A 24,304-nucleotide genomic window follows, 5' to 3' on the forward strand; every position below is an offset into this window, starting at 1 on the left:
GCGTCCTGATGTCGGGTGCTTACAGTCCGAGCGTCTTGGTCTTGAGCGCGTCGTAGTCGGTCTGGGTGATGAGACCGGCGTCGAGCATCTCCTTGGCCTTCTTGAGCTTGGCCATCGGATCGTCAGCGGGTGGCGCGGCCGGAGCGACCGGCTGCTGCAAGCCAGCCATGCCGCCCATCATGCCGCTGGCCATGCCGATGCCCATCATGCCCGCGGCGCCACCGTTCTCGCCGGCCGCCTGCATGCCTGCAGCGACGCTCGCCTGCAGGTTGGAATTGCCGCGCGCGCCGGACAGCGCATCGGCACGCTGCACGTTCTTGAGCAGTTCGCGTGTGTTGGCGTCGTATTCGATCGAAACGATCGCGGTCTTGACGATTTCCAGGCCACGGTCCGACTTCCACTGGTAGGCACTCTCCACCGCAGCCGAAAGACTCTTGGCGAAACCAAGCGAGTCCTGCTGGATCTTGGTGATGCGATTGCCCTTGGACGGATCGTTGGTGTACGCGCTGAACGCGGGCGCGAGCGAGCCGACCACTTCGTTGAAGAGCTGGCTCGCAGCGGCGTTGTCGAGATCGGTGAAATCGAACACCTGGCCGGCCTGCAGATAGCTCGCCGGCACGAAGTTCTTGGTGAACAGGATTGGATCGACGATCTTGAGCGTGTAGGAGCCGCGCGTGACCGCGCCGACCTGAGTGTTGAGGAAGCCGTCGTCCCAGTAGATTTCCGACTGCGTGCCGAAACGATTGTCGGGCAGTTCCTTGAGGCAGACGAAGAAAGCCTGCTGCTGCGAGCCCGGCTGACCACCGAACTTGAAGCGCTCCCAGCTTTGCTTGATCAGCGATTCGACCAATCCGCCGCCGGTGAAGATCGACTTGGAATTGATGTCATCCGACTGCCACTCGTAGGCGCCGGCCTGCGCAGCCAGCGCGGTGATCTTGCCATCCTGGAACAGGAGCAGGCCGTAGCCTTCGGGCACGACGATCTTCGAGCCGTTGGTGATGATGTTGGACGAGGCCTTGGTGTTCGAGCCGCGACCGGCATTGGTGCCGCGCGGCACGGCGGCGAACAGCGCTGCGGTCGACGGCAAGCCATCCGGAATCGTGTAGAAGTCCTTCCACTGGTCGGCCAGCGTGCCACCGATTGCGCCCACCGCTGCTTGAATGAGACCCATCGTTCGTCCCCTGATTCGTGGTCGGGTACCGCACCCGCCTTGCGCCCGCAACTATACCGTTCCGTTTCCGCCATGAGCGTTTCGGCGGCGCCACCGCGAGCGGCGTTTGCTTTCCGTTCAACTGGCGCCGCAGGTGCGCAGACACGTGGCGCAAGATTGCGCGATACTGCGCCGATGCTGCGCACCGCCTTCATCCTGCTTGTCTTGTTGCTGCTGGCTTCGCCTTGCGTGGCGGCGCCGGCACCCGAACCCGCGCCGGCCAAGCCCGCGAAAATCATGCACACGCTGGTGCTGGTGCGTCACGGCAACTACGAGCAAGACCCCAAGGCCGACGCGCGGCTCGGCCCGCATCTGTCGCCGATCGGCGTGGCCCAGGCGCATTTGGCAGCGGCCGCGCTGGGCGCACTGCCGCGCTTCGACGGGCTCTACGCCAGCCCGATCCAGCGCGCCCACGACACCGCCGCCGTGATCCGTGCCGACGTCTATCCCGAGCGCACGTTCGAAACCGTCGACGATCTTGCCGAGTGCACGCCACCGACCACGCTCGGCAACGTGGCCAAGGAGGAAAAGCCCGCGGACATGGCCGCCTGCAAGGCCCGGCTCGATCGCGTGTTCGCGCGCTTCTTCACTGCACCCAAGGGCGCGGACCGCAGCGACCTCTTGGTCTGCCACGGCAACGTGATCCGCTACCTCGTCACGCGCGCACTCGGCGTCGATACCAACGCCTGGTTGGCCATGTCGATCGGCAATGCGAGCATCACCACGATCCGCATCGACGACAAGGGCCGCGCCCATGTGATCGCGGTCGGCGATGTCGGCCACCTGCCGCCCAAGCTGCGCAGCAGCGCCTGGGGCGATCCGGAACGCTCGCTGGCGATTCCCTGAGCCGCACGCAATGGGGTGGCGCTGGCGATTGTCTGCAAGATTGATGCGTGACCGCCGATCACGACCGCGGCAAGAATGAAGTTCGACACCGACTCGCGGCGCGTCAGCCCAGGGTCTGCCACCCTTGCCAGTGCATGCCGGGTTCGAGCGCGCAGGGCTGCAATACGTGCGCGGCTTCGACGCAGACGAACCGGCGGTATTCGTCGGGCGCAAGGTCAGTGATGGTCGCGGCGAGTGCCGCGCCGGGATTCCAAACCACGACATCGCTGAACCCGTTCTGCGCGATCGCGATCTGATGAACGCCATCTCTCAGGGTCAGCGGCGCCTGCACATCGCCGTAGATGTGATCGACTTCGCGATCAAAGCGAATCGGCGCTCGCGTTGCGGAGCATGGCGTCGCGTTGGCTGCGCTGTCGACGAAATCACAGTGCTCGAGTCCGTGCAGTGCCGCCGATTCGAGCGCAGACACGCGCAGGTAACTGTGCAGCGCAGCGGTGAACTCGAACGGCGTCGCGCCGGTATTGGTGACGCACAACCTCACGCCCAGCCGCTGTGCCTGCAGCTCCACCGCAAGTGACAGTGCGCAGGCATGCGGCCACTCGGCGCTCGCCTGCACCTCGAGCGTGAAGTGCGCGGCGTCGGCGACGACGCCGTCGAACTGCCACGGCGTGATGCGCGCAAAGCCATGCCGGCGCCACGGCCCGCGCGCGGCGAACTGCGGGAAGATCACCGGAATGCCGCCGCGGATCGCCTTGCCCGGGCCGAACTCGGCGCGCTCGCCCAGGAACAGGCGTTGGCGGCCATCCGCGGCGATCCATGACAACACCTGCGCGCCGTGCAGCGCGACGATGGCGCGACTGCCTTCGCGTTCGATTTCGATGCACGGCGTGCCGCGATACTCGATCGTTCGTGCGTCCATCGCGCAAGTGTGGCATGCACCGGCCGTCCCTGGCCGGCACCGCCATCAGTCATGCATCAATTGGGGACCCACCGCACATCATCGATGTGCACATTCACCGTGTAGGTGGTGTGGGCGCGTTCGATCCAGATCGCGTCGAGGGTCGCCTGTGCGGCAGTGATTGCGCCATTGCCGCCGACCCAGGCATTCCACTGCGCCGCGTCGGCGAGGCTCCACTCCACATAAGTCCAGGCATTGGCGGGCACCGCCTTCAGTGTCGAACGCTCGGTGCCATCGGAGTCATCGACGCCCAGACCCACGCTGAAACCGCTGCCGGCAACAAACACCCAGAAGCCGACGCGACCATTGCGGGCGAACTTCATGTTGCTCGCCGGCGCACCACTGCCCGAGAGGAAGCGCACCGACCAGTTGCTGGTGTTGGACGCATTGTCGATCAGACGCAAATGCTCGGAGCAATTGCCGACCCTGGCCATCGCGCAATCACGATCCGCCGTGGAAGACGCGGAAATGCCCGTCGTGCTGCCTGAATAGGCCGGCGCCGTATTGAAGTGGCCTTCGCCGGTTTCGAATTTGTCGAGCATGATGGTATTGCCACCGCCGCCACCGCCCGGATTGAGCAGGCCGTAATAGCGCGACCAGTTCCAGTTGATGCCGGGATCGGTGTGGTCCTGGCCCGGGAAATGCTGATGTCCCTTGATCTTGACCGAGGCCGGCAGGACATTGACCGTGCTGCTGGCCGCGCCCTTGTAGGCGCTCGTGCAGGCAATGGCGTAGCGCGCGCAGAAATGACGCGTCAGTGCCGCCGAAGCGTTGTACATCGCGGTGGTGTACCAGGCGGCGTTGTTGGTGTAACCCTCGTGCTCGATGCCCAGCGTGTAGGGGTTGGCGCTGCGGGCGTGGTAGGCCGCCGCCGACTCACGCACCATCTGCGTGATCTGGCCATCGGAACTTCGCACCAGATAGTGCGCACTGGTCGAATAGGGATTGCTCTTGAACCAACTGATCGTGCCGGCATAAGAGCCTTGCATGGTGTGAATCGTGACCGCGGAAATCGCCTGACTGCGCGTGCCGTGGTACGGCGAGGCGACCCACAGTGCGGGCGCGTAGTCGGTGCTGTGGATTTGCGCCGCGCCCGTCGCTGGCTGCATGACGCCGGTTCTTTCGTGCAACGTCTCGTCGAGCGGGTCGATCGCGTATGGCCCGGCCTCGACGCTGCCGCGGGAAAGATCCAGGCGCACGAACGGTGCATGCTGGCGCACCAGCGCAGCCGGCGCGAACTCGCGTTCCCACTCCACCGGGCGAGCAGCAATCCTGATGCCGTTGTCGTCACTGCCGCGATCGAGCGCCAGCAGCACGTCGTAGGCAAAACTTTCGCGCGCAAAATCATTGATCGCATCCCCATCGGTACCGCGGAAACCGGCGTAAGCCGCGAGGATCTGCGCGAGGCTTGCATCGCCACCCGCCTCCTTCTGCGCCTTGCTCAGCAAGGCCGCGGCAGCGAGGATGTTGATTGCGGCATCACGCTCCACGGCCTGTCGCGAACTGCCGAGCAAAGCGGCGGCCTCACCGACCTGATCGCGGAACGGTCCGCCGTGGTACAGACCCATGACGCCAACCGCTGGCGCGGATTCACCATCGAGGTCGCTGGCCGGCTCGATCATCACCCAGCGCGTCTGCACGTAGGCTATCGATTCGAGCACGCCAGACGGCAACTGCGGGTATGCCTTGTACGCCGCCGCGAAACCATTTGGAAAATCTGCCCGCGCCGCAGCCAGGCGCAACTGCTCGGCGCTGATAGCCTCTTCCTGCGACAGTGCCGTGGCTGCCGATTCGACAGTGCGCGCGGAAGCCGCTTGAGAGGATCGTGCGTCGGCAATCAGTGGAAAACAGGCCGCAAGGGCCAAGCCAAGAAACACTCTGGAACCATGCATCAGGTCATCTCCCCAGTGACGAGCAAACAATGGACGCCCATGCCGCAAAGGCTCGGGTATGGGCCAGGCATGGCAGCAAGGAACTCCGCGAATGACAGTCGGAATGTCTTGTCTGGCTTGATGCCGAAGGTGCTCCCCCACCCTCTGCATGCGGTTCACCTGCATGCCCCGAGCCAGCTGAAACTGTGCTGCCGGCGCCGACACTGGATGGAGTCTGTGCGGCTGTCAACCCGCCCCTGATGAAGGCGTGAACATGGACACCAATAATGTGCACCGCAACATGGCGGCCCTGCAGCGGTGCCGGCAACGCAGGCTCGCCAGGCATCTGCTTGACTCTGGATCAAGCTCCACGGTTTAGGCTATCGCCAGAACCAATTCCGGAGCCCGCCATGTCCCTGTTCTCGATCGGTGAACTCGCGCGGCGTGCAGACGTCGCCATCGATACCGTGCGTTACTACGAGCGCCGCCAGTTGCTGCCACAACCGAAACGGCGCGCATCTGGCTATCGCCAGTACGACGACGAGGATGTGCGGCGTCTGCGCTTCATCCGCCGCGCCAAGGGACTCGGCTTTGCGCTCGAGGACATCCGCAGCCTGCTCGACCTCTCGCTCGACCACGACCACGGCGTGCACGGACTGCGCGCGCGCGCCGAGGCCAAGCTCGCCGACATCGACGCACGCATTGCCCAATTGCAGAAGGTGCGACGTGGCCTGCGCCAGCTCGTCGCCGACTGCCCCGGCAGCGGCGCGCTCGACCATTGTCCGATACTGGCCGCGCTCGGCGCGAAGGAGTCCTCATGAACCACGATCACGTCCAATCCCGCGGCGGCAGTTGCTGCGCGCACACGGCGGCGACGCCCGCAACAGCGGCGAGCGCGCGTGACCCCGTCTGCGGCATGCAGGTCGACATCGCCAGCGCCAGATACACGACCGAACACGACGGCCATACCGTGTACTTCTGCAACCCGCGCTGCCGCGAGAAATTCGTCGCCGATCCGGCGCGCTATGCCGATGATGCGCCCGCACCGCCCGCGCCGGTGATGCCGTCCGGAACGCTCTACACCTGCCCGATGCATCCGGAAATCGAGCAGGTCGGACCGGGCACCTGTCCCAAGTGCGGGATGGCACTCGAACCCAGGGACGCGAGCGTCGCTGCCGATGATGGCGAGCTGATCGCGGTGCGGCGCAAGGCATCGATCGCGGCCGTGCTTGCCTTGCCCTTGTTGCTGGTGGCGATGGGGCCGCATCTGTCGGGCCTGCATTTCGCAGCCGAAACAGCGCAATGGCTGCGCTGGGCCGAAGCCCTGCTGTCGGCGCCACTGGTGCTGTGGGCGGGGCTCGATTACTACCGCCGCGGCTGGCTCGGCGTCGTGCATCGCTCGCCCAACATGTACACCCTGATCGGGCTGGGCGTGCTGGTCGCCTTTGCCTACAGCGTGGTCGCCCTGCTCGCGCCGTCGTGGTTTCCGCCGGCGATGCGCGATGCACACGGCCACATCGGTGTCTACTTCGAAGCCGCCGGCGTGATCATCGCGCTGGTCCTGCTCGGCGAATGGCTGGAGCTGCGCGCGCGCGGCAAGACCTCGGCGGCCCTGCGCCGTTTGCTCGATCTGGCGCCACCGATCGCGCATCGCCTCGATGCTGCCGACACGGAGCGCGATGTCGCGCTCGACCGGGTCGGCGTCGGTGATCGCCTGCGCGTGCGCCCGGGCGAGCGCATTCCGGTCGATGGCGAGGTCATCGACGGCAGCAGCAGCGTCGATGAATCCATGCTCAGCGGCGAGCCGATTCCGGTCGAGAAACGCGCGGGCGATCGCCTCGTCGGTGGCACGCTCAATGGCAGCGGCTCGCTCTTGCTGCGCGCCGACAAGGTCGGTCGCGACACCGTGCTCGCGCGCATCGTCGAGCTGGTCGCGCAGGCGCAGCGCAGCAAGGCGCCGCTGCAGCGTCTTGCCGACCGCGTCGCGGCGGTGTTCGTGCCGGCGGTGGTCACGATCGCACTGCTCGCGTTCGCCGCGTGGTGGTGGCTCGGGCCTGAACCGCGCCTTGCCTACGCGATCGTCAACGCGGTGGCGGTGCTCATCATCGCCTGCCCGTGCGCGCTGGGCCTGGCCACGCCGATCTCGATCATGGTGGCGAGCGGGCGCGGCGCCGAACACGGCGTGCTGTTCCGCGAAGCCGCGGCGATCGAACACCTCGCGCAGATCGACACACTCGTGCTCGACAAGACCGGCACGCTCACCCAGGGACGCCCGGCGGTGTCGGATGTGATCGCCGCGCCGGAGTTCACGCAGGATGCGGTGCTCGGCTGGGCAGCAAGTCTCGAAGCGGTGAGCGAACACCCACTCGCACGCGCGGTGCTCGAAGCCGCTGCTGCGCGCGGCCTCGCGCCGCGGGCAGTCACGAACTTCACGGCCGTGACCGGGCAGGGTGTGTGCGGTGACGTCGAAGGTCGACGCCTTGCGCTGGGCAATGCCGCGCTGATGCAGGCGCAGGGCATTGCCGCGCAAGCGCTCGATGCCTTGCTCGCCGCGCTGAGCGAAAGCGCGCGCTCGACGATGTTCCTTGCCGTAGATGGCCGACTCGCCGGCCTCGTCGCGGCGCACGATCCACTCAAGCCTGGTGCGCGCGAGGCGATCGCCGCGCTGCACGCGAGCGGCCTGCGTCTGGTCATGCTCAGCGGCGACAACGAGGCGACCGCGCGCGCGGTGGGTACGGCGCTGGGCATCGACGAAGCGCACGGCGCGCAGTCGCCGCAGTCCAAGGCCGCATGGGTGAACTCGGCACGCGCACGCGGCGCGCGCGTGGCGATGGCGGGTGATGGCATCAACGATGCGCCGGCACTCGCCGCCGCCGATGTCGGCATCGCCATGGGCAATGGCACCGACGTCGCCATCGAAAGCGCGCAGGTGACCCTGGTCAAGGGCGAACTCGCCGGCATCGTGCGTGCTCGCACGCTCGCGCGCGCGACCGTGCGCAACATCCACCAGAATCTCGCCTTCGCCTTCCTCTACAACGGCCTCGGCGTGCCGCTCGCCGCGGGTCTGCTGTATCCATGGACCGGCTGGCTGCTCAGCCCGATGATCGCCGCGCTGGCGATGAGCCTGAGTTCGGTGTCGGTGATCTCCAATGCGCTGCGCCTGCGCAGCGTAGCGCTGCACGGGCACCTCTGACGAGCCGCGCTCGGTTGCGCGTTCAGAAACTCGAGCCGGGTTGTTCGAGGAAATGCAGTTCCTCGGCGCTGGATGCGCGACCGAGGATTGCGTTGCGGTGCGGGTAACGGCCGAAGCGGTCGATGATGGCCTTGTGGCGCAACTCGAAATCGAGATTCTCGGCGAGGCCGAGCGCAGTGAACAGCTCCACCGCGACGCGGTGGATCAGCGCGGATTCGCTGTGCATCCAGGGCATGTACAGGAACAGGCGCCGCGGCGGCGGCAGCATCTGGTCGAGTCCTGCGGCGACGGCTTCCTGCGCGAGCGCGAGCGCCATCGAGTCGGCGGCGAAGGCGGCAGCATGGCCGCGATGGAGGTTGCGTGAGAACTGGTCGAGCACGATGATTTCGGCCAGGCGACCATCCACATCGCGCCGCCATTCGTACAGCTCGCCCTGCACGGCGGCGTAATGCAGATCACCGAAGCGCGCGCGGATGCGCTCGTCGAAATCCGGATCGGCACGCCAGCGCTGCGCAGGTTCGATCTCGTCGAACCAGAAGGTCAGCACGGCATCGCGGTCGGCGCTCATGATTGCCTCTGGTTCGAACGGGTTCGCACGAGCGGCTCCGCTCAGGCGTCCAGATCGGGAATCAGGCGACTCTCGACCCAGGTGATCATGTCCTTGAGCTTGAGCTTGCGCTTTTTCATGCGCGTGAGCTGCAACTCGTCGCAGGCCGGAGCCTCGCGCAACCGTGCGATCGCGTCGTCGAGGTCGCGGTGTTCGAGCTTGAGCTCGGCGAGCTTGCGCACGAGCGCGGCGGGATCGTCGGAGAACATGGGCTCGCAGTCTAGCAATGTGGGAGCGCCGGGAGGCGCGATGCTCTTTAATGCCGCGGCCGCAAGCGTCGCGGCTTCCGCCGCTCCTACAACATCGCGCAATGGCAGCGCTGCCGCGACGATCGTTTTGTAGGAGGGCCGGAAGGCCCGACCCATGCGTTGCATGTGCGCATGGCGCGCGATGGTGCGCGACGCCGGTCGCGGCTTCCTGCAGAAAGGCGTCGCGGCTTCCGCCGCTCCTACAGACAAGCGTCGCGGAACGATCGCCCGCGTAGGAGGGCCGGAAGGCCCGACCCGTGCGTTGCATGTGGGCATGGCGCGCGATGGCGCGCGGCCTGGGTCGCGGCTTCCTGCAGAAGCGCGTCGCGGCTGCCGCCGCTCCTACAGAAGGGCATCGTGGTTTCCCACAAAGATGCCTCGCGGCTTGCGCCGCTCCTGCAAGAAGGCGGGGCGCTAGCCCTTCGCGACGGCCGCGAGGTGGTCGGCGGTGAGGCCGAAGAACTCGAACAGCTTGCCCGCGGGCGCAGACTCGCCGAAGCGATCGAGCCCGAGCACCGCGCCATCGCTGCCGACATACTTCCACCACAGCGCGGTCGAACCGGCTTCGATCGCGATCTTGCGCACGCCATTGGGCAGCACCTGCGCGCGATAGTCGGCATCCTGACGATCGAACACGCTGGTCGACGGCATCGACACCACGCGCGTGGGCAGACCCTGCGCGGCGAGCTGCCTGGCGGCTTCGAGCGCGATGCCGATTTCCGAACCGGTGGCGATGAGGATGCGCGCGGGCGTGCCGCCTGCGGCCTCGACCAGCACATAACCGCCGCGTGCGATCGCCGCAATCTGCGCATCATTGCGCGGCACGAAGGGCAGGTTCTGGCGCGACAATGCGAGCGCGCTCGGGCCGTTGTCGCGTTCGAGCGCAAGTTGCCAGGCCACTGCCGTCTCGACGGTATCGCAGGGGCGCCAGACATCGAGATTGGGGATCAGGCGCAGGCTGGAAACATGCTCGACCGCCTGATGCGTCGGCCCGTCTTCGCCCAGACCGATCGAGTCGTGGGTGAAAACGTGGATCACGCGCTGGTTCATCAGCGCGGCCATGCGGATCGCGTTGCGGCTGTAATCACTGAAGGTGAGGAAGGTGCCGCCGAAGGGAATGTAACCGCCATGCAGGGCGATGCCGTTCATGATCGCAGCCATGCCGAACTCGCGCACGCCATAGCTGATATGGCGGCCGGTGCCACCACCGAGCAGGAGCGCGGCGCCCTTCCAGTTGGTGAGGTTGGAGCCGGTGAGGTCGGCCGAGCCGCCGAGCATTTCCGGCAATGCCGGGGCAAAGACCTCGAGCGCGAGCTGACTGGCCTTGCGCGAGGCAAGCGTCTCGGCCTTGGTGTTGGCACCCGCGATGAGCTCGCGCGCAAGCTGCGCGAAATTCGCCGGCAGGGCGCCTGACAGACGGCGTTCCAGTTCGGCGGCCTCTTGCGCATGCTTGCCGCGATAGCCGGCCAGTCGCGCATTCCATTCGCTCTCGGCCTTGGCGCCCGCGGCGCGCGCATTCCACATCGCGTAGATGTCGGCGGGAATCTCGAACGGTGCGTGATTCCAACCCAGCGCCTCGCGCGTGGCGGCGAGTTCACTCGCGCCGAGCGCCTCGCCATGTGCCTTGGCGGTGCCTGCGCGCGTGGGCGCGCCCTTGCCGATCGTGGTGCGGCAGATGATGAGGCTCGGCTGGGCGAGGTGATCCCTGGCCTGCGCGATCGCTGCATCGACCGCATCGACATCGTGACCATCGATCGGGCCGATCACCTGCCAGCCATAGGCGCGGAAACGCGCCGCGGTGTCGTCGGTGAACCAGCCCTGGACTTCGCCATCGATCGAGATGCCGTTGTCGTCGTAGAGCGCGATCAGCTTGCCGAGCTGCCAGGTGCCGGCGAGTGCGCAGGCTTCGTGCGAGATGCCTTCCATGAGGCAGCCATCGCCGAGGAAGACATAGGTGTGATGATCGACGATGCGCGCATCGTCGCGGTTGAATTCGGCGGCGAGCAGTTTTTCCGCCAGCGCCATGCCCACCGCATTGGCCAGGCCCTGACCCAGCGGACCGGTGGTGGTTTCCACGCCGGGTGTGATGCCGACCTCGGGATGACCCGGCGTTTTCGAATGCAACTGGCGGAAGTTCTCGATCTCGCCGATCGGCAGGTCGTAGCCGCTCAGGTGCAGCAGCGCATACAGCAGCATCGAACCGTGCCCGTTGGAGAGCACGAAGCGGTCACGTCCGGCCCAATGCGGATTGGCCGGGTTGTGGCGCAGGTGGCGCGTCCACAAGGCCACCGCAATCTCGGCCATGCCCATCGGCATGCCCGGATGGCCGGACTTGGCTTTCTCGATCGCATCGGCCGACAGGAAGCGGATCGCGTTGGCCATGCGGGCCGTGTCGAGGTGGGCTGGACTGCTCATGTGCGCTCCGGGATGTGCGGCGAACGACCCACGCCGGCTGCTGGCGTGTGGACAGGAAGATGGAGGTCTTGCTCCGGGCTTGTGCCCGCTGCGCCGGCGGGCGCGCAAGAAGCGCGGATTTTGCCGCAAGGCGGCGATCGGCGAAAGTGAAAACACGGCTGTGACGACGATTAGAATATGCGTCCGTTTGCACCCCGCACATTCCACCATGAACGCCGTCATCGATCGCAAGCAAGCCCACGAGGCCGCCAAGCTCGCCAAGCGCCTGCGCCACCAGGTGGGCCAGGCCATTGCCGACTTCAACATGATCGAGGATGGCGATCGCGTGATGGTCTGCCTGTCGGGCGGCAAGGATTCCTACACCCTGCTCGACATCCTGCGCAGACTGCAGGCCAAGGCGCCGGTGCGCTTCGAGCTGTTCGCGGTCCATCTTGATCAGAAACAACCCGGCTACGACCCGCACATCCTGCCGAACTACCTGCGCAGCATCGACATGCCCTTCGAGGTGCTCGAACAGGACACCTACAGCGTGGTCAAGCGCGTGATTCCCGAAGGCAAGACCCAGTGCAGCCTGTGTTCGCGCCTGCGCCGCGGCTCGCTCTACACCTACGCCGCCGAGGAAGGCTTCACCAAGATCGCGCTCGGCCACCATCGCAACGACATCGTCGAAACCCTGTTCCTCAATCTGTTCCACCAGGCCACGCTCAAGGCGATGCCGCCCAAGCTGCGCTCCGACGATGGCCGCAACGTGCTGATCCGTCCGCTGGCCTATTGCGCCGAAGACGACATCGCCGAGTATTCGCGTCAGCAGGGCTTTCCGATCATGCCCTGCAACCTGTGCGGCTCGCAGGAAAACATGCAGCGCAAGAACATCAAGGCGATGCTCGCCGAGTGGGACGCGAAATTCCCCGGCCGCATCGAAACCATCTTCCGCGCGATCGGCAATGTTGCGCCCTCGCAGCTCGCCGATCGCAGTCTGTTCGACTTCGCCGCGCTTGGCGCCGATCCGCAGGCGCGCCGCGCCGATGCGCACGCCTGGCTCGGCGGTGGCGAGCCATCCGCGGACTGAAGCGAGCCGAGCGCTCCTGCTATCCTGACCGGCGGCGCCTCGCCTCAGCCGATCGCGAGCCGCGGCCGCCGATCTCGGGATCTGCGACCTTCCCTTGCTTCAATCTCCCGCCTGACATCGGCCCTGCCCGGTCAGACGCCCCGCCGTTGATCGTCTGCGAGTCCCCTCACGCCCATGTTCTTTCGCAATCTCAGCCTGTTCCGTTTTCCGGAAAGTGTCGCCAAAAGCCTCAAACATCTCGCAAAAGACGTTGAAGAGCATCGATTGCGCGATTGCGGACCGCTCGAACTCGCGACCCGCGGCTTCGTCTCGCCCTATGGCCGCAACAACGAAGCCCTGATCCATGCCTGCGGGCCGTTCTCCCTGCTCGCGATCGGCAGTCAGGAACGCCTGCTGCCGGGCGTGGTGGTGGCCGAGGAAGTCGCCGAGCGGATCGACCAGATCGCCGCCAAGCAGGGCCGCCGACCTGGTGCGAAAGAACGCAAGCGCTTGAAGGAAGAGGTGATTTCCGAGTTTCTGCCACGCGCCTTCGTGCGCCCTTCGCGCCTGCTCACCTATCTCGATGCGCAAGGTGGCTGGTTCGTGGTCGACAGTGCCAGCCGCAAGGCCGCCGAGGATGCAGTCAGCCAGGTCCGTGAGGCGCTGGGCCGGTTTCCGGCCACGCCGATGGCCGGCGCCGAGTCGCCGCGCGCCCTGATGACCGACTGGCTGGCTCAGGGCCGCCTGCCGGCCGGGCTGGCGCTGGGCGACGAGGTCGAACTGCGCGACCCGGCCGAGGCCGGCGCGGTGGTGCGCTGCCGGCGCCAAGACCTTGAATCCGAAGAGGTTCGGGAGCATCTGAAGGCTGGCAAGCAGGCCTTCCAGCTCGGCCTCACCTTCAATGACCGGATGAGCTTCGTGCTGGGCGAGGATCTGACGGTGCGCAAGCTACGTTTTCTTGACATCGTGCTCGATACAATTGGCGAGCAGGACAAGGAGTCGGCCGAAGCCGAACTGGACGCATGTTTCGCGCTCATGTCCCTGGAGCTCAAGGCGCTGCTCGCACAGTTTGAACAATGGTTTGGCATTGCCCGTCCCGGCGAACACGATTGAGTCGCGGCGGCAGCGGAGACAACGACGTGAACATGGCGCAGGACTACCTCGAACTCGACACCGCCGACGGCGAGACGATCAAGGTGCTGCGCAAGAGTCATCCGCAGGCGCGTCGCCTGCGCCTGACCGTGACACCCGGCGGTGCGCGCGTCACCTATCCCGAAGGCACGCATCCGGCGCAGATCGTCGCCTTCCTGCGCAAACACGGTGAATGGCTCGAGCGCAAGCTCGACGAGCTCAGCCTCGGTTCGGCACCGCCGCCGCTCAAACCCGGCGCCGCCACCGTGATTCCGCTGCGCGGTGAAACCACGCGCCTGTCGTGGCGTGATGGCGTCTATCCGCGCATCGAACAGCTCGACGATCGCCTCGTGCTCACCCTGCCCGCGCCGCACGGCAAGGCCACCCTGCCTGCCGCACGCGCGCTGCTGCGCTCGTTCTTCGAAGCGCAGATCCGCCGCGATGTGAGTCGTCATCTCGCGCGCTACTGCGCCGAACTCGAACGTGCACCGACCGGCGTGCGTTTGCGTCCACTCAAGAGCCTGTGGGGCAGCCTCGACACGCGCGATCGCATCACCCTCGATCTCGCGCTCGCACTCGCGCCGCCCGCGGCATTGCGCTACGTGACGATCCATGAGCTTTGCCATCTGCGCATCCGCAGTCATTCACCGCGCTTCTGGGCGCTGGTCGAAAGCCTCATGCCCGACTGGCGCGAACAGCGAGAGTGGTTGCGTCTCAACGGCCAGGCACTCAAGGCCGAATTGACGCGCCTGATCCAGGCCTGAGCGCACGCGCGTCAACCCAACAGCGCCGCCGCCACTGCGGGCGCGTTTTCCAGATGCAGATGGTGGTTGCCGGGCAGGCGCGTGAGGCGCAGATCGGCAACGCGATCGGCGCGTGCCTGCATCATCGCCAGCGGCAGATAACTCGTCGCCGGATCGGCGAGCACAAGATGCGTCGGTGCCTGGATCCCGGCGAGCGTGGCGAGCACTTCGTCTTCGGTGTAGCGCTGCGGACTCACCACGGTCAGACGCGGATCGCTTGACCAGACCCAGCCACCCTCGACCTCGCGCACTCCGCGCAGCACGATCGCACGCGCTGCGGCGGGCGAAAGATCATTGGCAAGGCAACGTGCATGGATCGCCTCGTCGAGCGTCGTGTACACGCGCAGCGGTCGGCGCAGCGCAAACGCGGCGTGTTGATCGAGCGCCTGACGCAGACGTGGCAAGGCATCTTCAAGCGTGTAGGTAAGCGGACCCAGGCCCTCGATCAAAAGCAGCCGTTCGACGCGTTCGGGATAGATCGCCGCAAACTGGCTCGCCAGCGCGCCACCGAGCGAATGGCCAAGTAGACTCGCGCGCGACCAGCCCAGCACATCGAGGGCGGCGCGGATGTCGTCGAAATAATCGACGTAGTGGTACCAGGCGCCCGCGGCGAGGTGCGAAGAAAGGCCATGTCCGCGCAGATCGATCGCGACGACCTGCCAGCGCGTGGCAAGCAGCGGCGCAAGGGCATCGAAACTGCCGGCGTTGTCGAGCCAGCCGTGCAGCGCAAGCAGTGGTGGCAAGGAGGTTGCGCCCCAACGCCTGGCGGCAAGCACGCCATGATTGACGTCGAGCTCGAGCTCTTCAGCGACGCTCATCGCGCAACCGCTCGTGGCGGGCCTTGGCCGCGCGTGCCTGCGCATTCGCACTCGCGGCATCCCAGTCGAGCGCGAATTCGCGCCAACCGCCGGTATTGCGCAGAACCAGGTCGGCAAGCATCGCCACATGATCGGCGCCCTCATTGAGCGCGGGGATGTATTCGAGCTTCTCGCCGCCCGCGTGCAGGAAACGCGCATGGTTGGTGAGCGCGATTTCCTCGAGCGTCTCCAGGCAATCGACCGCAAAGCCCGGACACAGCACCTGCACGTGGCGCACACCCGTGGCCGGCAGTTCGGCGAGGATGACGTCGGTGTAGGGTTGCAGCCAACGCGCCGCGCCCACGCGTGACTGGAAACACACGCTGACCGCCTGTTCATCCAGACCCAATCGCTCACGCAAGCGGCGCGCGGTTTCCTGGCATTGGCAGAAATACGGATCCCCTGCATGCAGGTAACTTTCCGGGGTGCCGTGGAAGGACAGCAACAAGCGCGGTGCACGGCCGTGACGCTGCCAATGCGCTTCCACGCTGCGCGCAAGCGCCTCGATGTAATGCGGTGCGGCGTGGTAGTCGTTGATGAAGCGCAGTTCAGGCAGCCAGCGCCAGCGCGACAGCTCGGCGCTGATCGCATCGAACACCGAGGCCGTGGTGGTACCCGAATACTGCGGGAACAGCGGCAACACCAGCACCCGCCGCGTTCCCGCCGCGGCCAGTTCGCGCAACACCGTGCCGATCGCCGGGTCGCCGTAACGCATCGCGTGGCGAACCAGGATCGGCCCCGGCCGCTGCCCTCGCAGCGCCACCTGCAAACGTTCGGCGAGTGTCGCCATGCCGAGCGCGAGCGGTGAACCCCGGTCACTCCAGATCTTGCGATAGAGCTGGGCCGAACGTGCCGGCCGCAGGCGCAGGATCACGCCGTGCAGGATCAGCCGCCACAGCCAGCGCGGGGTTTCGATGATGCGGGGGTCGGCCAGGAACTGCGCCAGATAGCGGCGCACCGCCCGTGGCGTGGGTGCTGCGGGCGTACCGATATTGACCAGCAAGACGGCTGCTGCCGCTGGCTCACCATGCCGGAAGCCGGACTGTGCAAGAAAACGCGACATCTTCGGGAGAAAACGTATCCGTGACGATGGGCCTTGGCAGCCCATGCCGGCCCGCCACCCTGCGTAGAAACATCCGTGGAATTTTGCTGCTAGACTGACCCGGCCACCGCGGACCACCGCGGGGCAGACGATTACTTATAACAATAACACGCCAACATGCGCGCATTGACCTGCTACATCGCAGCAGGAGTGCTTGTCGCCGCCGCCTCGATGTCGGCGCGGGCGGAAACGCTCGCCTACGGTGAGGCCTTCGACACGCTCTACCGCATCGACCTTGCGCAGCCTGCGGCAAGCAAGCTTGGCGTGGCCGGACGCTATGCCGGACAGTCGATCGCCAATGTCAGCGGTCTGACCACGATGCCCGATGGCAGCCTGCTGGCCATCGCCGGCTCGATCAAGGCGCTGGTGCGCATCGACCCCGCCACCGGCCAGGCCACACCGATCGGCCCGTTGGGCATTGATGGCGGCAGCGGCCAGTTCGATGCGCTTGACCTCGGCATGACCGCAACCTGCACGGGCGGCCTGTATCTGAGCTCGGGGGTGCTGCAAAGCCTGTACTCGGTCAATCCGGGCACGGGGGCGGCAACCCGGATCGGCGCCACCGGCGTGGCAATCAGTGGCCTGGCCGAGCGTGGCGGCGTGCTGTTTGGTGCCGGCGCCAAGGGCGACCATCATCTTTACCGCATCAATCCGCGCACCGGAGCGACCAGCACGGTCGGCGCGTTTGGCCCGGCGGCGAGCAAGTGGATCAATTCGGCGGCGCTGAGTTTCGACGACGACGGCACGCTCTGGGCCGTGCTCAACTACGTACCACCGCAAAACGAGAACACGCCACCGCCTGACTGGAGCGATCTCGCGCGGATCAATCCGGCGACCGGTGAATTGGAAATGGTCGGCCCGATTACCGGTCCGGTCGACTCGCTGCGCCAGATCGGCATGAAGGGTTTCACCATCGGGCCGACGTCCTGTGCGCGTCCGTCTGCCGCGCCCAATCCGGCGCCGGTTGATTCGTGGTGGGCTCTGAGTCTGCTTGGGCTGGGTCTCGCCGGCCTGGTTGCCCGCACGCGACGCATCCGCGCGGCTTGAGATCGGCAGGCATCGCCGCGCGCTTCATCGCCGGCTCAGCGCCGGCTGTTATGGTGGCGCGAACCACCCTGGAGTCGATGATGCGCCCATTTCTGCTCGCCGCTGCCGCCGCCCTGCTGTCCATGACCTGGCTCGCGCCCGTCCATGCCGGCGAGAACGAGGACAAGCTCGCCGAGAATGCCAAGCGTGTGCTCAAGGAAGTCATGCAGGCGCCGGACAAGGCCATTCCCCAGGATCTGCTGCGCGAGGCGCATGCGATCGCGGTGGTTCCGGACGTGATCAAGGCCGGCCTCGTGGTTGGCGGCCGTCACGGCCGCGGTCTGATCGCGGTGAAAACGCGCGATGGCACCTGGTCCAATCCGGTGTTCGTGAGCATGACCGGTGGCAGCGTGGGCTTTCAGGCCGGCGTGTCCTCGACCGACGTGATCCTCGTGTTCCGCACCCAGCGCGGGGTCGACTCGATCGTGCACGGCAAGTTCACGCTCGGCGCCGACGCCTCGGCCGCAGCCGGCCCGGTCGGCCGCTCGGCGCAGGCTTCCACCGATGCCCAGCTCAAGGCCGAAATCTATTCCTACTCGCGCGCACGCGGCCTGTTTGCCGGCGCCGCGCTCGATGGCACCGTGATCCGCATCGACAACGATGCCGATCAGGCCGTTTACGGCGAAGGCGTCACCGCACGGCGTATCTTCGACGGCGGCGTCACGCAAGTGCCCAACGCCGTGGTCGATTTTCGAGACCTCCTGGAAGAGTACACTGCAAAATAACCGGGCAATTTCCGCCCCTCACGAATTCGGGTTTGGTCATGGGTGCATTTTCGTTTTGGCATTTGCTGGTCCTGCTGGTCGTGGTTGCCTTGGTGTTCGGCACCAAGCGCATCCGCAACGTCGGCGAGGATCTCGGCGCGGCGATCAAGAGCTTCAAGAAGGGCATGCAGGACGGTGACAAGTCCGAGCCCGCGCAGCTCAAGGCCGATCCACCCGCGAGCGAGGCAGGCGCGCAGACCACCGCCAGCACGAACAAGTCCGAGCGCGCCGAATAAGCGCGCCGACGGCGCCATGTTCGACATCGGCTTCAGTGAAATCGCGCTCGTGGCCCTGGTCGCGCTGATCGTGCTCGGCCCCGAACGGCTGCCGCGCGTGGCACGCACCGCGGGTGCGCTGCTGAGACGCGCCCGCACGAGCTGGCAGGGCGTGCGCGACGAGATCGAGCGCGAGCTCGCAGCCGAAGACCTGAAGAAATCGATGCAGGACCTCAAGCGTCAGGTCGACGTGCGCGGCGACCTTCGGGAGATGGCGCGCGGCGTGGAAAGCGCTGCCCACGAACCCGTGGCGACGACGCCGCCGGAAACCACACCGCCCGATCCGCCGCGGCCATGAGCGAGGTCGAACAGGACGGCGCCGACGCCGCGCAACAACCGCTGATTTCCCATCTCATCGAGCTGCGCGAACGCCTGCTCAAGGCCGTGGCTGCGGTGCTGCTCGTGCTGGTTTGCCTGCTGCCGTTTGCCAACAAGCTCTACGGCTGGCTGGCGCTGCCGCTGGTGCGCCATCTGCCGCAGGGCGGCACGATGATCGCCACCGAAGTCGCCTCCCCGTTCTTCACGCCGCTCAAGCTCGCCTTCTTCGTCGCGTTGTTCATCGCCATACCGGTCGTGCTCTACCAGCTCTGGGCCTTCGTTGCGCCGGGACTGTATCGGCACGAGAAGCGCCTCGCGGTGCCGATCCTCGTTTCATCAGTACTGTTGTTCTATCTCGGCTGTGCGTTCGCCTACTTCTTCGTGCTGCCCGCGGTGTTCACCTTCATGACGCACATCGCGCCCGCAGGCGTCGCGGTGATGCCCGACATCTCGCATTACCTCAGCTTCGTGCTCGGCCTGTTTTTCGCCTTCGGCCTGTGCTTCGAAGTACCGGTGGTGCTGGTGATTCTGGTCGTGCTCGGCATGGTCTCGATCGAGCAACTCGCCAGCAGCCGCCGCTACGCGATCGTCGGCGCGTTCGCGATCGCGGCGGTGCTCACGCCACCCGATGTGCTTTCGCAGGTCATGCTCGCCGTGCCGATGATCCTGCTCTATGAGGTCGGCATCATCGGCGCGCGGTTGTTGGCGCGCCCGCAACCGCAACCTGCAACAGGTGCAGACGAGGCTGACAAATCGCCTTGATCAGCGACGCCGGCCGGTACCGGCGCGCTCGATGACGAAGCCACCGAAGCTCACGCCCAGCGCCACACCCTCGCCGGTGCCCGCAAGTGCGAGTGACACCGTACCCTTGGTCACAACCTGTGCCGTCGCCGCGCGCCCTGCAGCGGCACTTGCGTCGCCTTGCGCGTAGGTGCCGAGCACGTCGTCGATCGAACGCACGCCGCTGAACTTGCCGGTGCCATTGTCGATGCGCGACTTGCCGAAGGTGAGACCGCCACCCTTGGCCTTGATTTTCACGTTCATGCTTTGGCCGTTGTCGCAGGTCACCGTCCCCTTGCCGTCGGCCCGCTTGTAGATCGCCGCCCAGCCGGTGAGCGAAAACCTGAGCTTGCATTCGACGTCGGCGCCCTGCGCCTGCGCGACCGGTGAAAAGGTACTGGCAGCCAGGGCCAAGGTGGTGGCAACTGCAAAACCGGTGATCGTCTTCATCGCGCACTCCCGAGTTTGAACCAATGCCGAGTGTCGACCGCACACGCGATCATGTCCAGCCACTTCGGCATCAGGCAGGCAGGATCCATTCACGCAGAACGCGCCAGCATTCGAGCTTGCGCGCGCGCGGAATCGAGGCGTTGGCCGGGCTGGTCGATGGCAGGGCCAGAATCTGCAGCGCAGCCATGCGCGTGGCACTGATTTGCGGCGCAATCCGCCGCCGGAAGACTTCGGCTGCCTTGCTGCCGTTGAGGGCGATCGCCCGCACCTCCGGATGCCGAACGAGCAGGCCGGGAACGTCGTTGGCGACTTCGCTGGCCGTGATGATGTCGCCATCGAGCGAACCACGCCGCTCGCAGCGTTCGAGCACGTCCCAGATGCCGATGCCCAGATCCTGAAGTCGCGCGATGCGCTCGGCATAGGGCAGGCCGGGTCCGGCGTCGAACAGCTCGCCCATGAACGGCCAGAACAGGTTCTGCGCATGGCCGTAGGATTGGCGCAGTTCGAGTGAACGCCGGCTCGGTACGCTGCCGAGGATCAGCACGCGGCAGCAAGCGCCCAGCTGGGGCGGGAAGCTCTCGACGCGTGGCGCCGCTGCTTCAGTGCGCGGCTTGCTTGAGCCCATCCAGATCGGCCAGCACCTGCTTGGAATTCTGCTCGGGATCGACATCGGTGTAGCGCTTGGCCACCTTGCCCTGCGGGTCGATGAGGAAGGTTTCGCGGCGTGCGTATTCCATCGGTCCGCGTTTGACGTACACGCCATAGGCCTTGGCGACCTTGCCGTCCGCATCGGAGAGCAGGCGAAACGGCACGTGGTATTTCTCGGCAAACTCCGCATGCGATTTCACGTCATCCAGACTCACGCCGAGCACGTCGGCGCCGGCCTTGCGCAGGGCGACGATGTCATCGCGATACGCGCACACCTCGGTGGTGCAACCGGGCGTGAAGTCCTTGGGATAGAAATACAGCACCAGCCACTTGCCCTGTTCGCCCTCGAGCGTGTGCCAGTCGCCTTTCTGGTCCTGCAGACGGAATTCCGGCGCTGTCTGACCCAGCGCAGGCCCGCTCGGCAAGGCATCGTTGGCGAATGAGCACGCCGCGCCAAAGGCGACCACCAGCGCAAGCAGCAAGGGCATGAGTCGTTTCATCGACAGGCTCCACAGGTGGCGGCGAAGGCGGCCATGGAGTCTTCAGTCTACGCCGATGATGCAAGCGCGCGGCGAGCGTCGCACAATGATCGCGTTCTTGCGGTGATGACGACGATGAAGGCGTTCTCCGGCCTCGTGCTCAAACACCTGTTCCATGCGCGCGGCAGCGATGGCCGCGACTACGAGGTGCATGTCTATGTCGAGCCCGCACACGCGGACAATGCGTGGATCGAACGCATTGCCAAGGTCTGTCTCGCCGACGGCGGCGAGCTGCGCGTGCTTTCGCACCGCCACTACGAGATCGTCGCCAGCGGCGTGCGGCTGGAAAGCGGTGACCGCGAAGCGATCTGATCAGCGTTGCCTCAATGCGGCTTTGCCGCCTGCTCCGGCTTGGCTGCCTGCGCTTTCGCGGGTTCGTGCTGCGTGCCGTACTGCGGCGGGCCGTCGAAGTCGATCAGCACGATCGTGTCGGCAGCCGGCGCATGGCGCTCATACGGCTTGAAGCGCAGGCCCTGCCACCACGCCAGCAGGCGTGCCCAAGTCGAAGGCGGTCGTTGCGCCGGCATCACGGCGCGCCCTGTGGCATCGCGGCCGGTGGTCGGTGATGCGGCATAGATGCGCGCCTCGACGGCCTTGCCGACCAGGTCGGCCGGCATCGGCAGGCGGAAGCGTGCATCGTCGAGGTGATAATCCTCGCGCGCAAGCTTGACGCCATCGCGATCGAGCCAGTCGATGGTGAGGTTGCCGGCAAAGCGCGGCGCGCGAAGGTCGACCAGCACGCCCGGACTCCAGCGCGCATCGTCGAATACCACGGTGGCTTCATCGCGCGGGCGCTCAAGCACGATCGCCGGGTCGCCCAGCAGGTTGTACATCTCGACCAGGGTGCGATTGTCGGTTTCGCGCTTGGCGCGCACCAGCGCTTCGCCGATCGTTGCGCCCGGCTGCAGCAGGTTGGATATCACCGCCTTGCTGTAAGCGGTGGTCGGTGTATTGCGCCATGAAGCCGCGAACACCGCGATGGCGCCCTTGCCTGGCTCGCGCAGAAACCGCTCGCCGATCGAGTCCTCGGTCGGATTGTCGAACGGCGCCGAATAGCAGGTCATCGACAGCACCATTGGCAGGTGCTGGCCGTTGTCGAGCTTGGATACATCATCGAGCGTGAACAGATCATTGTTCTTGCGCAGATCGGGCGGGCCGGTGCGCCAGATGTAGCGGCCACCGTGACCGATGAAGTGCACGAGCAGGCGGCCCTGGTCGATGCCATCGTGGATCGCGCGCTGATGCACCGCATTCTCGGTGACCTCGGGCTTGGCGTAGACCTTGTCGGCGACGAAACCTTCGGCGGCGAGGCCGGCGGCAATCGAGTCGGAGGCGCGATGAAATTGCGTGACTTCGTCGGCGATGAACATCACGTCGCGGCGCCAGGCGCCCAGTTGCGGCTTGCTGACGTAGTCGATGGTCTTGTCGACGATCGCCTTGACTTCCTCGGGCTTGGTCACCGGCAAGCGCCCGACCGCAACCACCGGGTGCCAGTCACCGGGTTCGACCGCGCCGAACCAGTTGTCGCTGGCCGACTGACCTTCTTCCGATGGAAACTGCCAGGTCGGAATGAGGTTGCGATCGGCCAGCTGCTTGGGCTGCTCGGCGTACTTGCCGCCCGGCACCGAGCCGAAATGACCGGGAAACAGCAGCTCGCGATTGGTCCATTTCGCATAGGCCAGATCGTTGTAGGTATCGTGGCGAATGTCGAAGCTGGCATCACCGACCAGCAGCAGGAAACGCGGCCGCTTGGGCCACTGGTGCCAGGCGGCATCGACGAGGTTGCGGATCGCCTGCGGATGGGTAATGCCGTCGTTGAACTGGTCGTAGACATCGTTGATGTCGAGGATCGCCACCGACAGGCCGCGCTGTTCGTGGAAACGCGCGAGCGGACGAATTGCCTCGATCAGGCTCGGGTGGCTGACGATCAGGTAGTCGTAGCCCTGCTTCGGAGCACGCCAGGCATCGCCTTGCACCGCGCGCAGCGCATGCACCGCCAACAAATTCGTCGGGTCTGCGGGGAACAGTTCGACTGCAGGCGCTGCGGGCGCAAACGCAAAACGATTGCCCCCGAGCACGCGACCCGGGCGGCGCGCGCCATCGCTGCCGACCAGCGCCGGTTCCGCGGCTGCGCGCCAATCGAGCACGAGGGCTTCATTGCTGGCGCTGCGCTGACTGAGCGGCAATGCAGCCACACCCAGATCACCCTTGATCGGATACTGCGCATCAAGCCAGTTGAACATCACCACATCGACCGCCTGGGCGCGATCACCCCAGGACAGGTTGCGCTTGGGCACCTGCAGCACCAGAACGTTATCCTTGGCCTTGAGCGCGCTCACCGGCAGGCTCAGGCTGCGCGTTTCCTCGTTGCGCCCATTCCACTGCAGGGGATCGAGCGCGCGACCGTTGATGCTGATCTCGACGCGGTGGTCGGGTGGACGCGTCTGGTCGTGCGGCACGTTCTTGATCTCGGACAGGCCGCGCAGGTTCAGTTGCAGGACGAGCTGCCCGCCACGCGAGTCCAGATCGGGCAGGTCGAAGCTCATCTCGAACGGTTTGGGATCGACGTGGGTGAGCTTGGCCCACATCCACACATCCGGCTCCTCGCCCGGCTGCTGCTGCTGCTGATCGAGCCGGATCATGAGGTTGTCCTGCTCCAGATGCAGACGCCGCTGCGCGTTGGCGCCAACGGCAGCCGGCGCAGCCACATCGCGCAGCCGCACATGCGGGCCCTTGGCCGCGCCGAGCAGATAGACGTTGTAGCGGCTGTAGGGATCGAACCACGATTCGGGTCCGTGCAATTGGCGCCCGAGCCACTCGATGCGATCACCGTCGACGAAGCGCTCGCCGCTTGCGACGACGCGCAGCGGCACTTCCCTGCCACGCTCGGTGAGCTGCAGTTCGTCGGCACGGCAATCGGCCAGCCCCGGCTGCGCGGCAATGATCGCCGCGTGGTCGAGCGCATAGACGCCGTCGCGCTCCACTTCGATGTGAAGGCGACCGGAGCAAGCCAAGACCGGCAGCGGCAAGGCAAGGCAGGCAAGCGCGAAGGCGCGGCAGAACAAACGAATCGACATGGGCAGGGCAGGCGCGCGGCGCAATGCGGGCGCGGCGTCAGGAAAGGAACCGGCAAGGCTACCTGCCGGGTTGGGCAC

The 24,304-nt window shown here is 66.1% G+C and carries 23 protein-coding genes and 1 pseudogene; 12 read left to right on the top strand and 12 right to left on the bottom strand.

Features of this window, described 5'->3' with window-relative positions; genetic code table 11:
• Positions 1-19: 19 nt before the first annotated feature.
• Positions 20-1,171 carry an SPFH domain-containing protein gene (locus tag KF759_RS00650; RefSeq protein ID WP_291222245.1) on the bottom strand — a complete coding sequence of 384 codons (1,152 nt, stop codon included), beginning with the start codon at positions 1,169-1,171 and terminating at the stop codon, positions 20-22.
• 174 nt (positions 1,172-1,345) lie between these two features.
• Here KF759_RS00650 and KF759_RS00655 point away from each other — a divergent pair, with 174 nt between their 5' ends.
• On the top strand, positions 1,346-2,056 hold the full coding sequence (locus KF759_RS00655) for a histidine phosphatase family protein (protein WP_291222247.1): 711 nt from the start codon (positions 1,346-1,348) through the stop codon (positions 2,054-2,056).
• A gap of 103 nt (positions 2,057-2,159) precedes the next feature.
• On the opposite strand, the gene KF759_RS00660 is transcribed toward KF759_RS00655, so the two are convergent.
• Positions 2,160-2,975, bottom strand: a complete 816-nt coding sequence (locus tag KF759_RS00660) for a D-hexose-6-phosphate mutarotase (protein WP_291222248.1) — start codon at positions 2,973-2,975, stop codon at positions 2,160-2,162.
• A gap of 56 nt (positions 2,976-3,031) precedes the next feature.
• On the bottom strand, positions 3,032-4,906 hold the full coding sequence (locus KF759_RS00665; RefSeq protein WP_291222250.1) for a peptidoglycan recognition family protein: 1,875 nt from the start codon (positions 4,904-4,906) through the stop codon (positions 3,032-3,034).
• A 389-nt stretch (positions 4,907-5,295) separates the two neighbouring features.
• Here KF759_RS00665 and KF759_RS00670 point away from each other — a divergent pair, with 389 nt between their 5' ends.
• Entirely contained in the window at positions 5,296-5,706 is a 411-nt protein-coding gene (locus KF759_RS00670; protein ID WP_291222252.1) for a MerR family transcriptional regulator, read from the top strand.
• Positions 5,703-8,078, top strand: a complete 2,376-nt coding sequence (locus KF759_RS00675; RefSeq protein WP_291222254.1) for a heavy metal translocating P-type ATPase — start codon at positions 5,703-5,705, stop codon at positions 8,076-8,078. The genes KF759_RS00670 and KF759_RS00675 overlap by 4 nt, the downstream gene beginning before the upstream one ends.
• A 22-nt stretch (positions 8,079-8,100) precedes the next feature.
• Here KF759_RS00675 and KF759_RS00680 read toward each other — a convergent pair whose 3' ends face one another.
• The 3 genes from KF759_RS00680 to tkt all read right to left on the bottom strand — a co-directional run bounded on the left by KF759_RS00680 (position 8,101) and on the right by tkt (position 11,348).
• Positions 8,101-8,646 carry a DUF924 family protein gene (locus KF759_RS00680; RefSeq protein ID WP_291222256.1) on the bottom strand — a complete coding sequence of 182 codons (546 nt, stop codon included), beginning with the start codon at positions 8,644-8,646 and terminating at the stop codon, positions 8,101-8,103.
• A 41-nt stretch (positions 8,647-8,687) separates the two neighbouring features.
• Positions 8,688-8,894 (bottom strand): DUF465 domain-containing protein, encoded by a 207-nt coding sequence (locus KF759_RS00685; protein WP_291222480.1) that lies wholly within the window; start codon positions 8,892-8,894, stop codon positions 8,688-8,690.
• A gap of 453 nt (positions 8,895-9,347) precedes the next feature.
• Positions 9,348-11,348, bottom strand: coding sequence for a transketolase (gene tkt / locus KF759_RS00690; protein WP_291222258.1), 2,001 nt, complete (start codon positions 11,346-11,348; stop codon positions 9,348-9,350).
• Positions 11,349-11,556: 208 nt separating this feature from the next.
• Here tkt and ttcA point away from each other — a divergent pair, with 208 nt between their 5' ends.
• From ttcA to KF759_RS00705, 3 genes are all read left to right on the top strand, one after another.
• A complete protein-coding gene (gene ttcA / locus KF759_RS00695) occupies positions 11,557-12,417 on the top strand; it encodes a tRNA 2-thiocytidine(32) synthetase TtcA (RefSeq protein WP_291222259.1) in 861 nt (286 codons plus the stop codon).
• 174 nt (positions 12,418-12,591) lie between these two features.
• Positions 12,592-13,509, top strand: a complete 918-nt coding sequence (locus KF759_RS00700) for a recombination-associated protein RdgC (protein ID WP_291222261.1) — start codon at positions 12,592-12,594, stop codon at positions 13,507-13,509.
• A 32-nt stretch (positions 13,510-13,541) separates the two neighbouring features.
• Positions 13,542-14,291, top strand: a complete 750-nt coding sequence (locus KF759_RS00705) for a SprT family zinc-dependent metalloprotease (RefSeq protein ID WP_291222482.1) — start codon at positions 13,542-13,544, stop codon at positions 14,289-14,291.
• An 11-nt stretch (positions 14,292-14,302) separates the two neighbouring features.
• Here KF759_RS00705 and KF759_RS00710 read toward each other — a convergent pair whose 3' ends face one another.
• Both KF759_RS00710 and hemH read right to left on the bottom strand, forming a co-directional pair.
• Positions 14,303-15,148, bottom strand: a complete 846-nt coding sequence (locus KF759_RS00710; protein WP_291222262.1) for an alpha/beta hydrolase — start codon at positions 15,146-15,148, stop codon at positions 14,303-14,305.
• Positions 15,135-16,250: a ferrochelatase gene (gene hemH / locus KF759_RS00715; protein ID WP_291222263.1), complete on the bottom strand. Its 1,116-nt coding sequence runs from the start codon at positions 16,248-16,250 to the stop codon at positions 15,135-15,137. The genes KF759_RS00710 and hemH overlap by 14 nt, the downstream gene beginning before the upstream one ends.
• A 156-nt stretch (positions 16,251-16,406) precedes the next feature.
• Here hemH and KF759_RS00720 point away from each other — a divergent pair, with 156 nt between their 5' ends.
• From KF759_RS00720 to tatC, 5 genes and pseudogenes are all read left to right on the top strand, one after another.
• On the top strand, positions 16,407-17,336 hold the full coding sequence (locus KF759_RS00720; RefSeq protein ID WP_291222264.1) for a hypothetical protein: 930 nt from the start codon (positions 16,407-16,409) through the stop codon (positions 17,334-17,336).
• 122 nt (positions 17,337-17,458) lie between these two features.
• Positions 17,459-18,100, top strand: coding sequence for a lipid-binding SYLF domain-containing protein (locus tag KF759_RS00725; protein WP_291222484.1), 642 nt, complete (start codon positions 17,459-17,461; stop codon positions 18,098-18,100).
• Between the two features lie 38 nt (positions 18,101-18,138).
• Positions 18,139-18,375, top strand: a complete 237-nt coding sequence (tatA, locus tag KF759_RS00730) for a Sec-independent protein translocase subunit TatA (protein ID WP_291222265.1) — start codon at positions 18,139-18,141, stop codon at positions 18,373-18,375.
• A 16-nt stretch (positions 18,376-18,391) separates the two neighbouring features.
• Positions 18,392-18,592 (top strand): annotated as a pseudogene (gene tatB, locus KF759_RS00735) (Sec-independent protein translocase protein TatB); the annotation flags it as partial.
• Between the two features lie 116 nt (positions 18,593-18,708).
• On the top strand, positions 18,709-19,494 hold the full coding sequence (tatC, locus tag KF759_RS00740) for a twin-arginine translocase subunit TatC (protein ID WP_291222267.1): 786 nt from the start codon (positions 18,709-18,711) through the stop codon (positions 19,492-19,494).
• On the opposite strand, the gene KF759_RS00745 is transcribed toward tatC, so the two are convergent.
• The 3 genes from KF759_RS00745 to KF759_RS00755 all read right to left on the bottom strand — a co-directional run bounded on the left by KF759_RS00745 (position 19,495) and on the right by KF759_RS00755 (position 21,110).
• On the bottom strand, positions 19,495-19,962 hold the full coding sequence (locus KF759_RS00745; protein WP_291222269.1) for a hypothetical protein: 468 nt from the start codon (positions 19,960-19,962) through the stop codon (positions 19,495-19,497).
• A gap of 70 nt (positions 19,963-20,032) precedes the next feature.
• Positions 20,033-20,587 (bottom strand): DNA-deoxyinosine glycosylase, encoded by a 555-nt coding sequence (locus KF759_RS00750; RefSeq protein ID WP_291222271.1) that lies wholly within the window; start codon positions 20,585-20,587, stop codon positions 20,033-20,035.
• Positions 20,562-21,110, bottom strand: a complete 549-nt coding sequence (locus KF759_RS00755; RefSeq protein ID WP_291222273.1) for a peroxiredoxin — start codon at positions 21,108-21,110, stop codon at positions 20,562-20,564. The genes KF759_RS00750 and KF759_RS00755 overlap by 26 nt, the downstream gene beginning before the upstream one ends.
• A gap of 33 nt (positions 21,111-21,143) precedes the next feature.
• On the opposite strand from KF759_RS00755, the gene KF759_RS00760 reads away from it, so the two are divergent.
• The gene (locus tag KF759_RS00760; protein WP_291222275.1) at positions 21,144-21,461 is read left to right on the top strand and encodes a hypothetical protein; all 318 of its coding nucleotides are present in this window, start codon (positions 21,144-21,146) and stop codon (positions 21,459-21,461) included.
• 11 nt (positions 21,462-21,472) lie between these two features.
• Here KF759_RS00760 and KF759_RS00765 read toward each other — a convergent pair whose 3' ends face one another.
• On the bottom strand, positions 21,473-24,226 hold the full coding sequence (locus tag KF759_RS00765; RefSeq protein WP_291222277.1) for a C25 family cysteine peptidase: 2,754 nt from the start codon (positions 24,224-24,226) through the stop codon (positions 21,473-21,475).
• Positions 24,227-24,304: the final 78 nt, after the last annotated feature.

This window comes from Dokdonella sp. (assembly GCF_019634815.1).
Classification (GTDB): Bacteria; Pseudomonadota; Gammaproteobacteria; order Xanthomonadales; family Rhodanobacteraceae; genus Dokdonella_A.

Excerpts from the sequence above, each read along its gene's own strand:
- KF759_RS00705 (WP_291222482.1), top strand. The coding sequence starts at position 13,542 with ATGGCGCAGGACTACCTCGAACTCGACACCGCCGACGGCGAGACGATC.
- KF759_RS00755 (WP_291222273.1), bottom strand. The coding sequence starts at position 21,110 with ATGAAACGACTCATGCCCTTGCTGCTTGCGCTGGTGGTCGCCTTTGGC.
- KF759_RS00745 (WP_291222269.1), bottom strand. The coding sequence starts at position 19,962 with ATGAAGACGATCACCGGTTTTGCAGTTGCCACCACCTTGGCCCTGGCT.
- KF759_RS00670 (WP_291222252.1), top strand. The coding sequence starts at position 5,296 with ATGTCCCTGTTCTCGATCGGTGAACTCGCGCGGCGTGCAGACGTCGCC.
- KF759_RS00665 (WP_291222250.1), bottom strand. The coding sequence starts at position 4,906 with ATGCATGGTTCCAGAGTGTTTCTTGGCTTGGCCCTTGCGGCCTGTTTT.
- KF759_RS00680 (WP_291222256.1), bottom strand. The coding sequence starts at position 8,646 with ATGAGCGCCGACCGCGATGCCGTGCTGACCTTCTGGTTCGACGAGATC.
- KF759_RS00660 (WP_291222248.1), bottom strand. The coding sequence starts at position 2,975 with ATGGACGCACGAACGATCGAGTATCGCGGCACGCCGTGCATCGAAATC.
- KF759_RS00720 (WP_291222264.1), top strand. The coding sequence starts at position 16,407 with ATGCGCGCATTGACCTGCTACATCGCAGCAGGAGTGCTTGTCGCCGCC.
- KF759_RS00655 (WP_291222247.1), top strand. The coding sequence starts at position 1,346 with ATGCTGCGCACCGCCTTCATCCTGCTTGTCTTGTTGCTGCTGGCTTCG.
- KF759_RS00765 (WP_291222277.1), bottom strand. The coding sequence starts at position 24,226 with ATGTCGATTCGTTTGTTCTGCCGCGCCTTCGCGCTTGCCTGCCTTGCC.
- KF759_RS00685 (WP_291222480.1), bottom strand. The coding sequence starts at position 8,894 with ATGTTCTCCGACGATCCCGCCGCGCTCGTGCGCAAGCTCGCCGAGCTC.
- ttcA (WP_291222259.1), top strand. The coding sequence starts at position 11,557 with ATGAACGCCGTCATCGATCGCAAGCAAGCCCACGAGGCCGCCAAGCTC.
- KF759_RS00710 (WP_291222262.1), bottom strand. The coding sequence starts at position 15,148 with ATGAGCGTCGCTGAAGAGCTCGAGCTCGACGTCAATCATGGCGTGCTT.
- KF759_RS00725 (WP_291222484.1), top strand. The coding sequence starts at position 17,459 with ATGACCTGGCTCGCGCCCGTCCATGCCGGCGAGAACGAGGACAAGCTC.
- KF759_RS00700 (WP_291222261.1), top strand. The coding sequence starts at position 12,592 with ATGTTCTTTCGCAATCTCAGCCTGTTCCGTTTTCCGGAAAGTGTCGCC.
- tatC (WP_291222267.1), top strand. The coding sequence starts at position 18,709 with ATGAGCGAGGTCGAACAGGACGGCGCCGACGCCGCGCAACAACCGCTG.
- tatA (WP_291222265.1), top strand. The coding sequence starts at position 18,139 with ATGGGTGCATTTTCGTTTTGGCATTTGCTGGTCCTGCTGGTCGTGGTT.
- tkt (WP_291222258.1), bottom strand. The coding sequence starts at position 11,348 with ATGAGCAGTCCAGCCCACCTCGACACGGCCCGCATGGCCAACGCGATC.
- KF759_RS00750 (WP_291222271.1), bottom strand. The coding sequence starts at position 20,587 with ATGGGCTCAAGCAAGCCGCGCACTGAAGCAGCGGCGCCACGCGTCGAG.
- KF759_RS00675 (WP_291222254.1), top strand. The coding sequence starts at position 5,703 with ATGAACCACGATCACGTCCAATCCCGCGGCGGCAGTTGCTGCGCGCAC.
- KF759_RS00760 (WP_291222275.1), top strand. The coding sequence starts at position 21,144 with ATGGAGTCTTCAGTCTACGCCGATGATGCAAGCGCGCGGCGAGCGTCG.
- KF759_RS00650 (WP_291222245.1), bottom strand. The coding sequence starts at position 1,171 with ATGGGTCTCATTCAAGCAGCGGTGGGCGCAATCGGTGGCACGCTGGCC.
- hemH (WP_291222263.1), bottom strand. The coding sequence starts at position 16,250 with ATGTCGCGTTTTCTTGCACAGTCCGGCTTCCGGCATGGTGAGCCAGCG.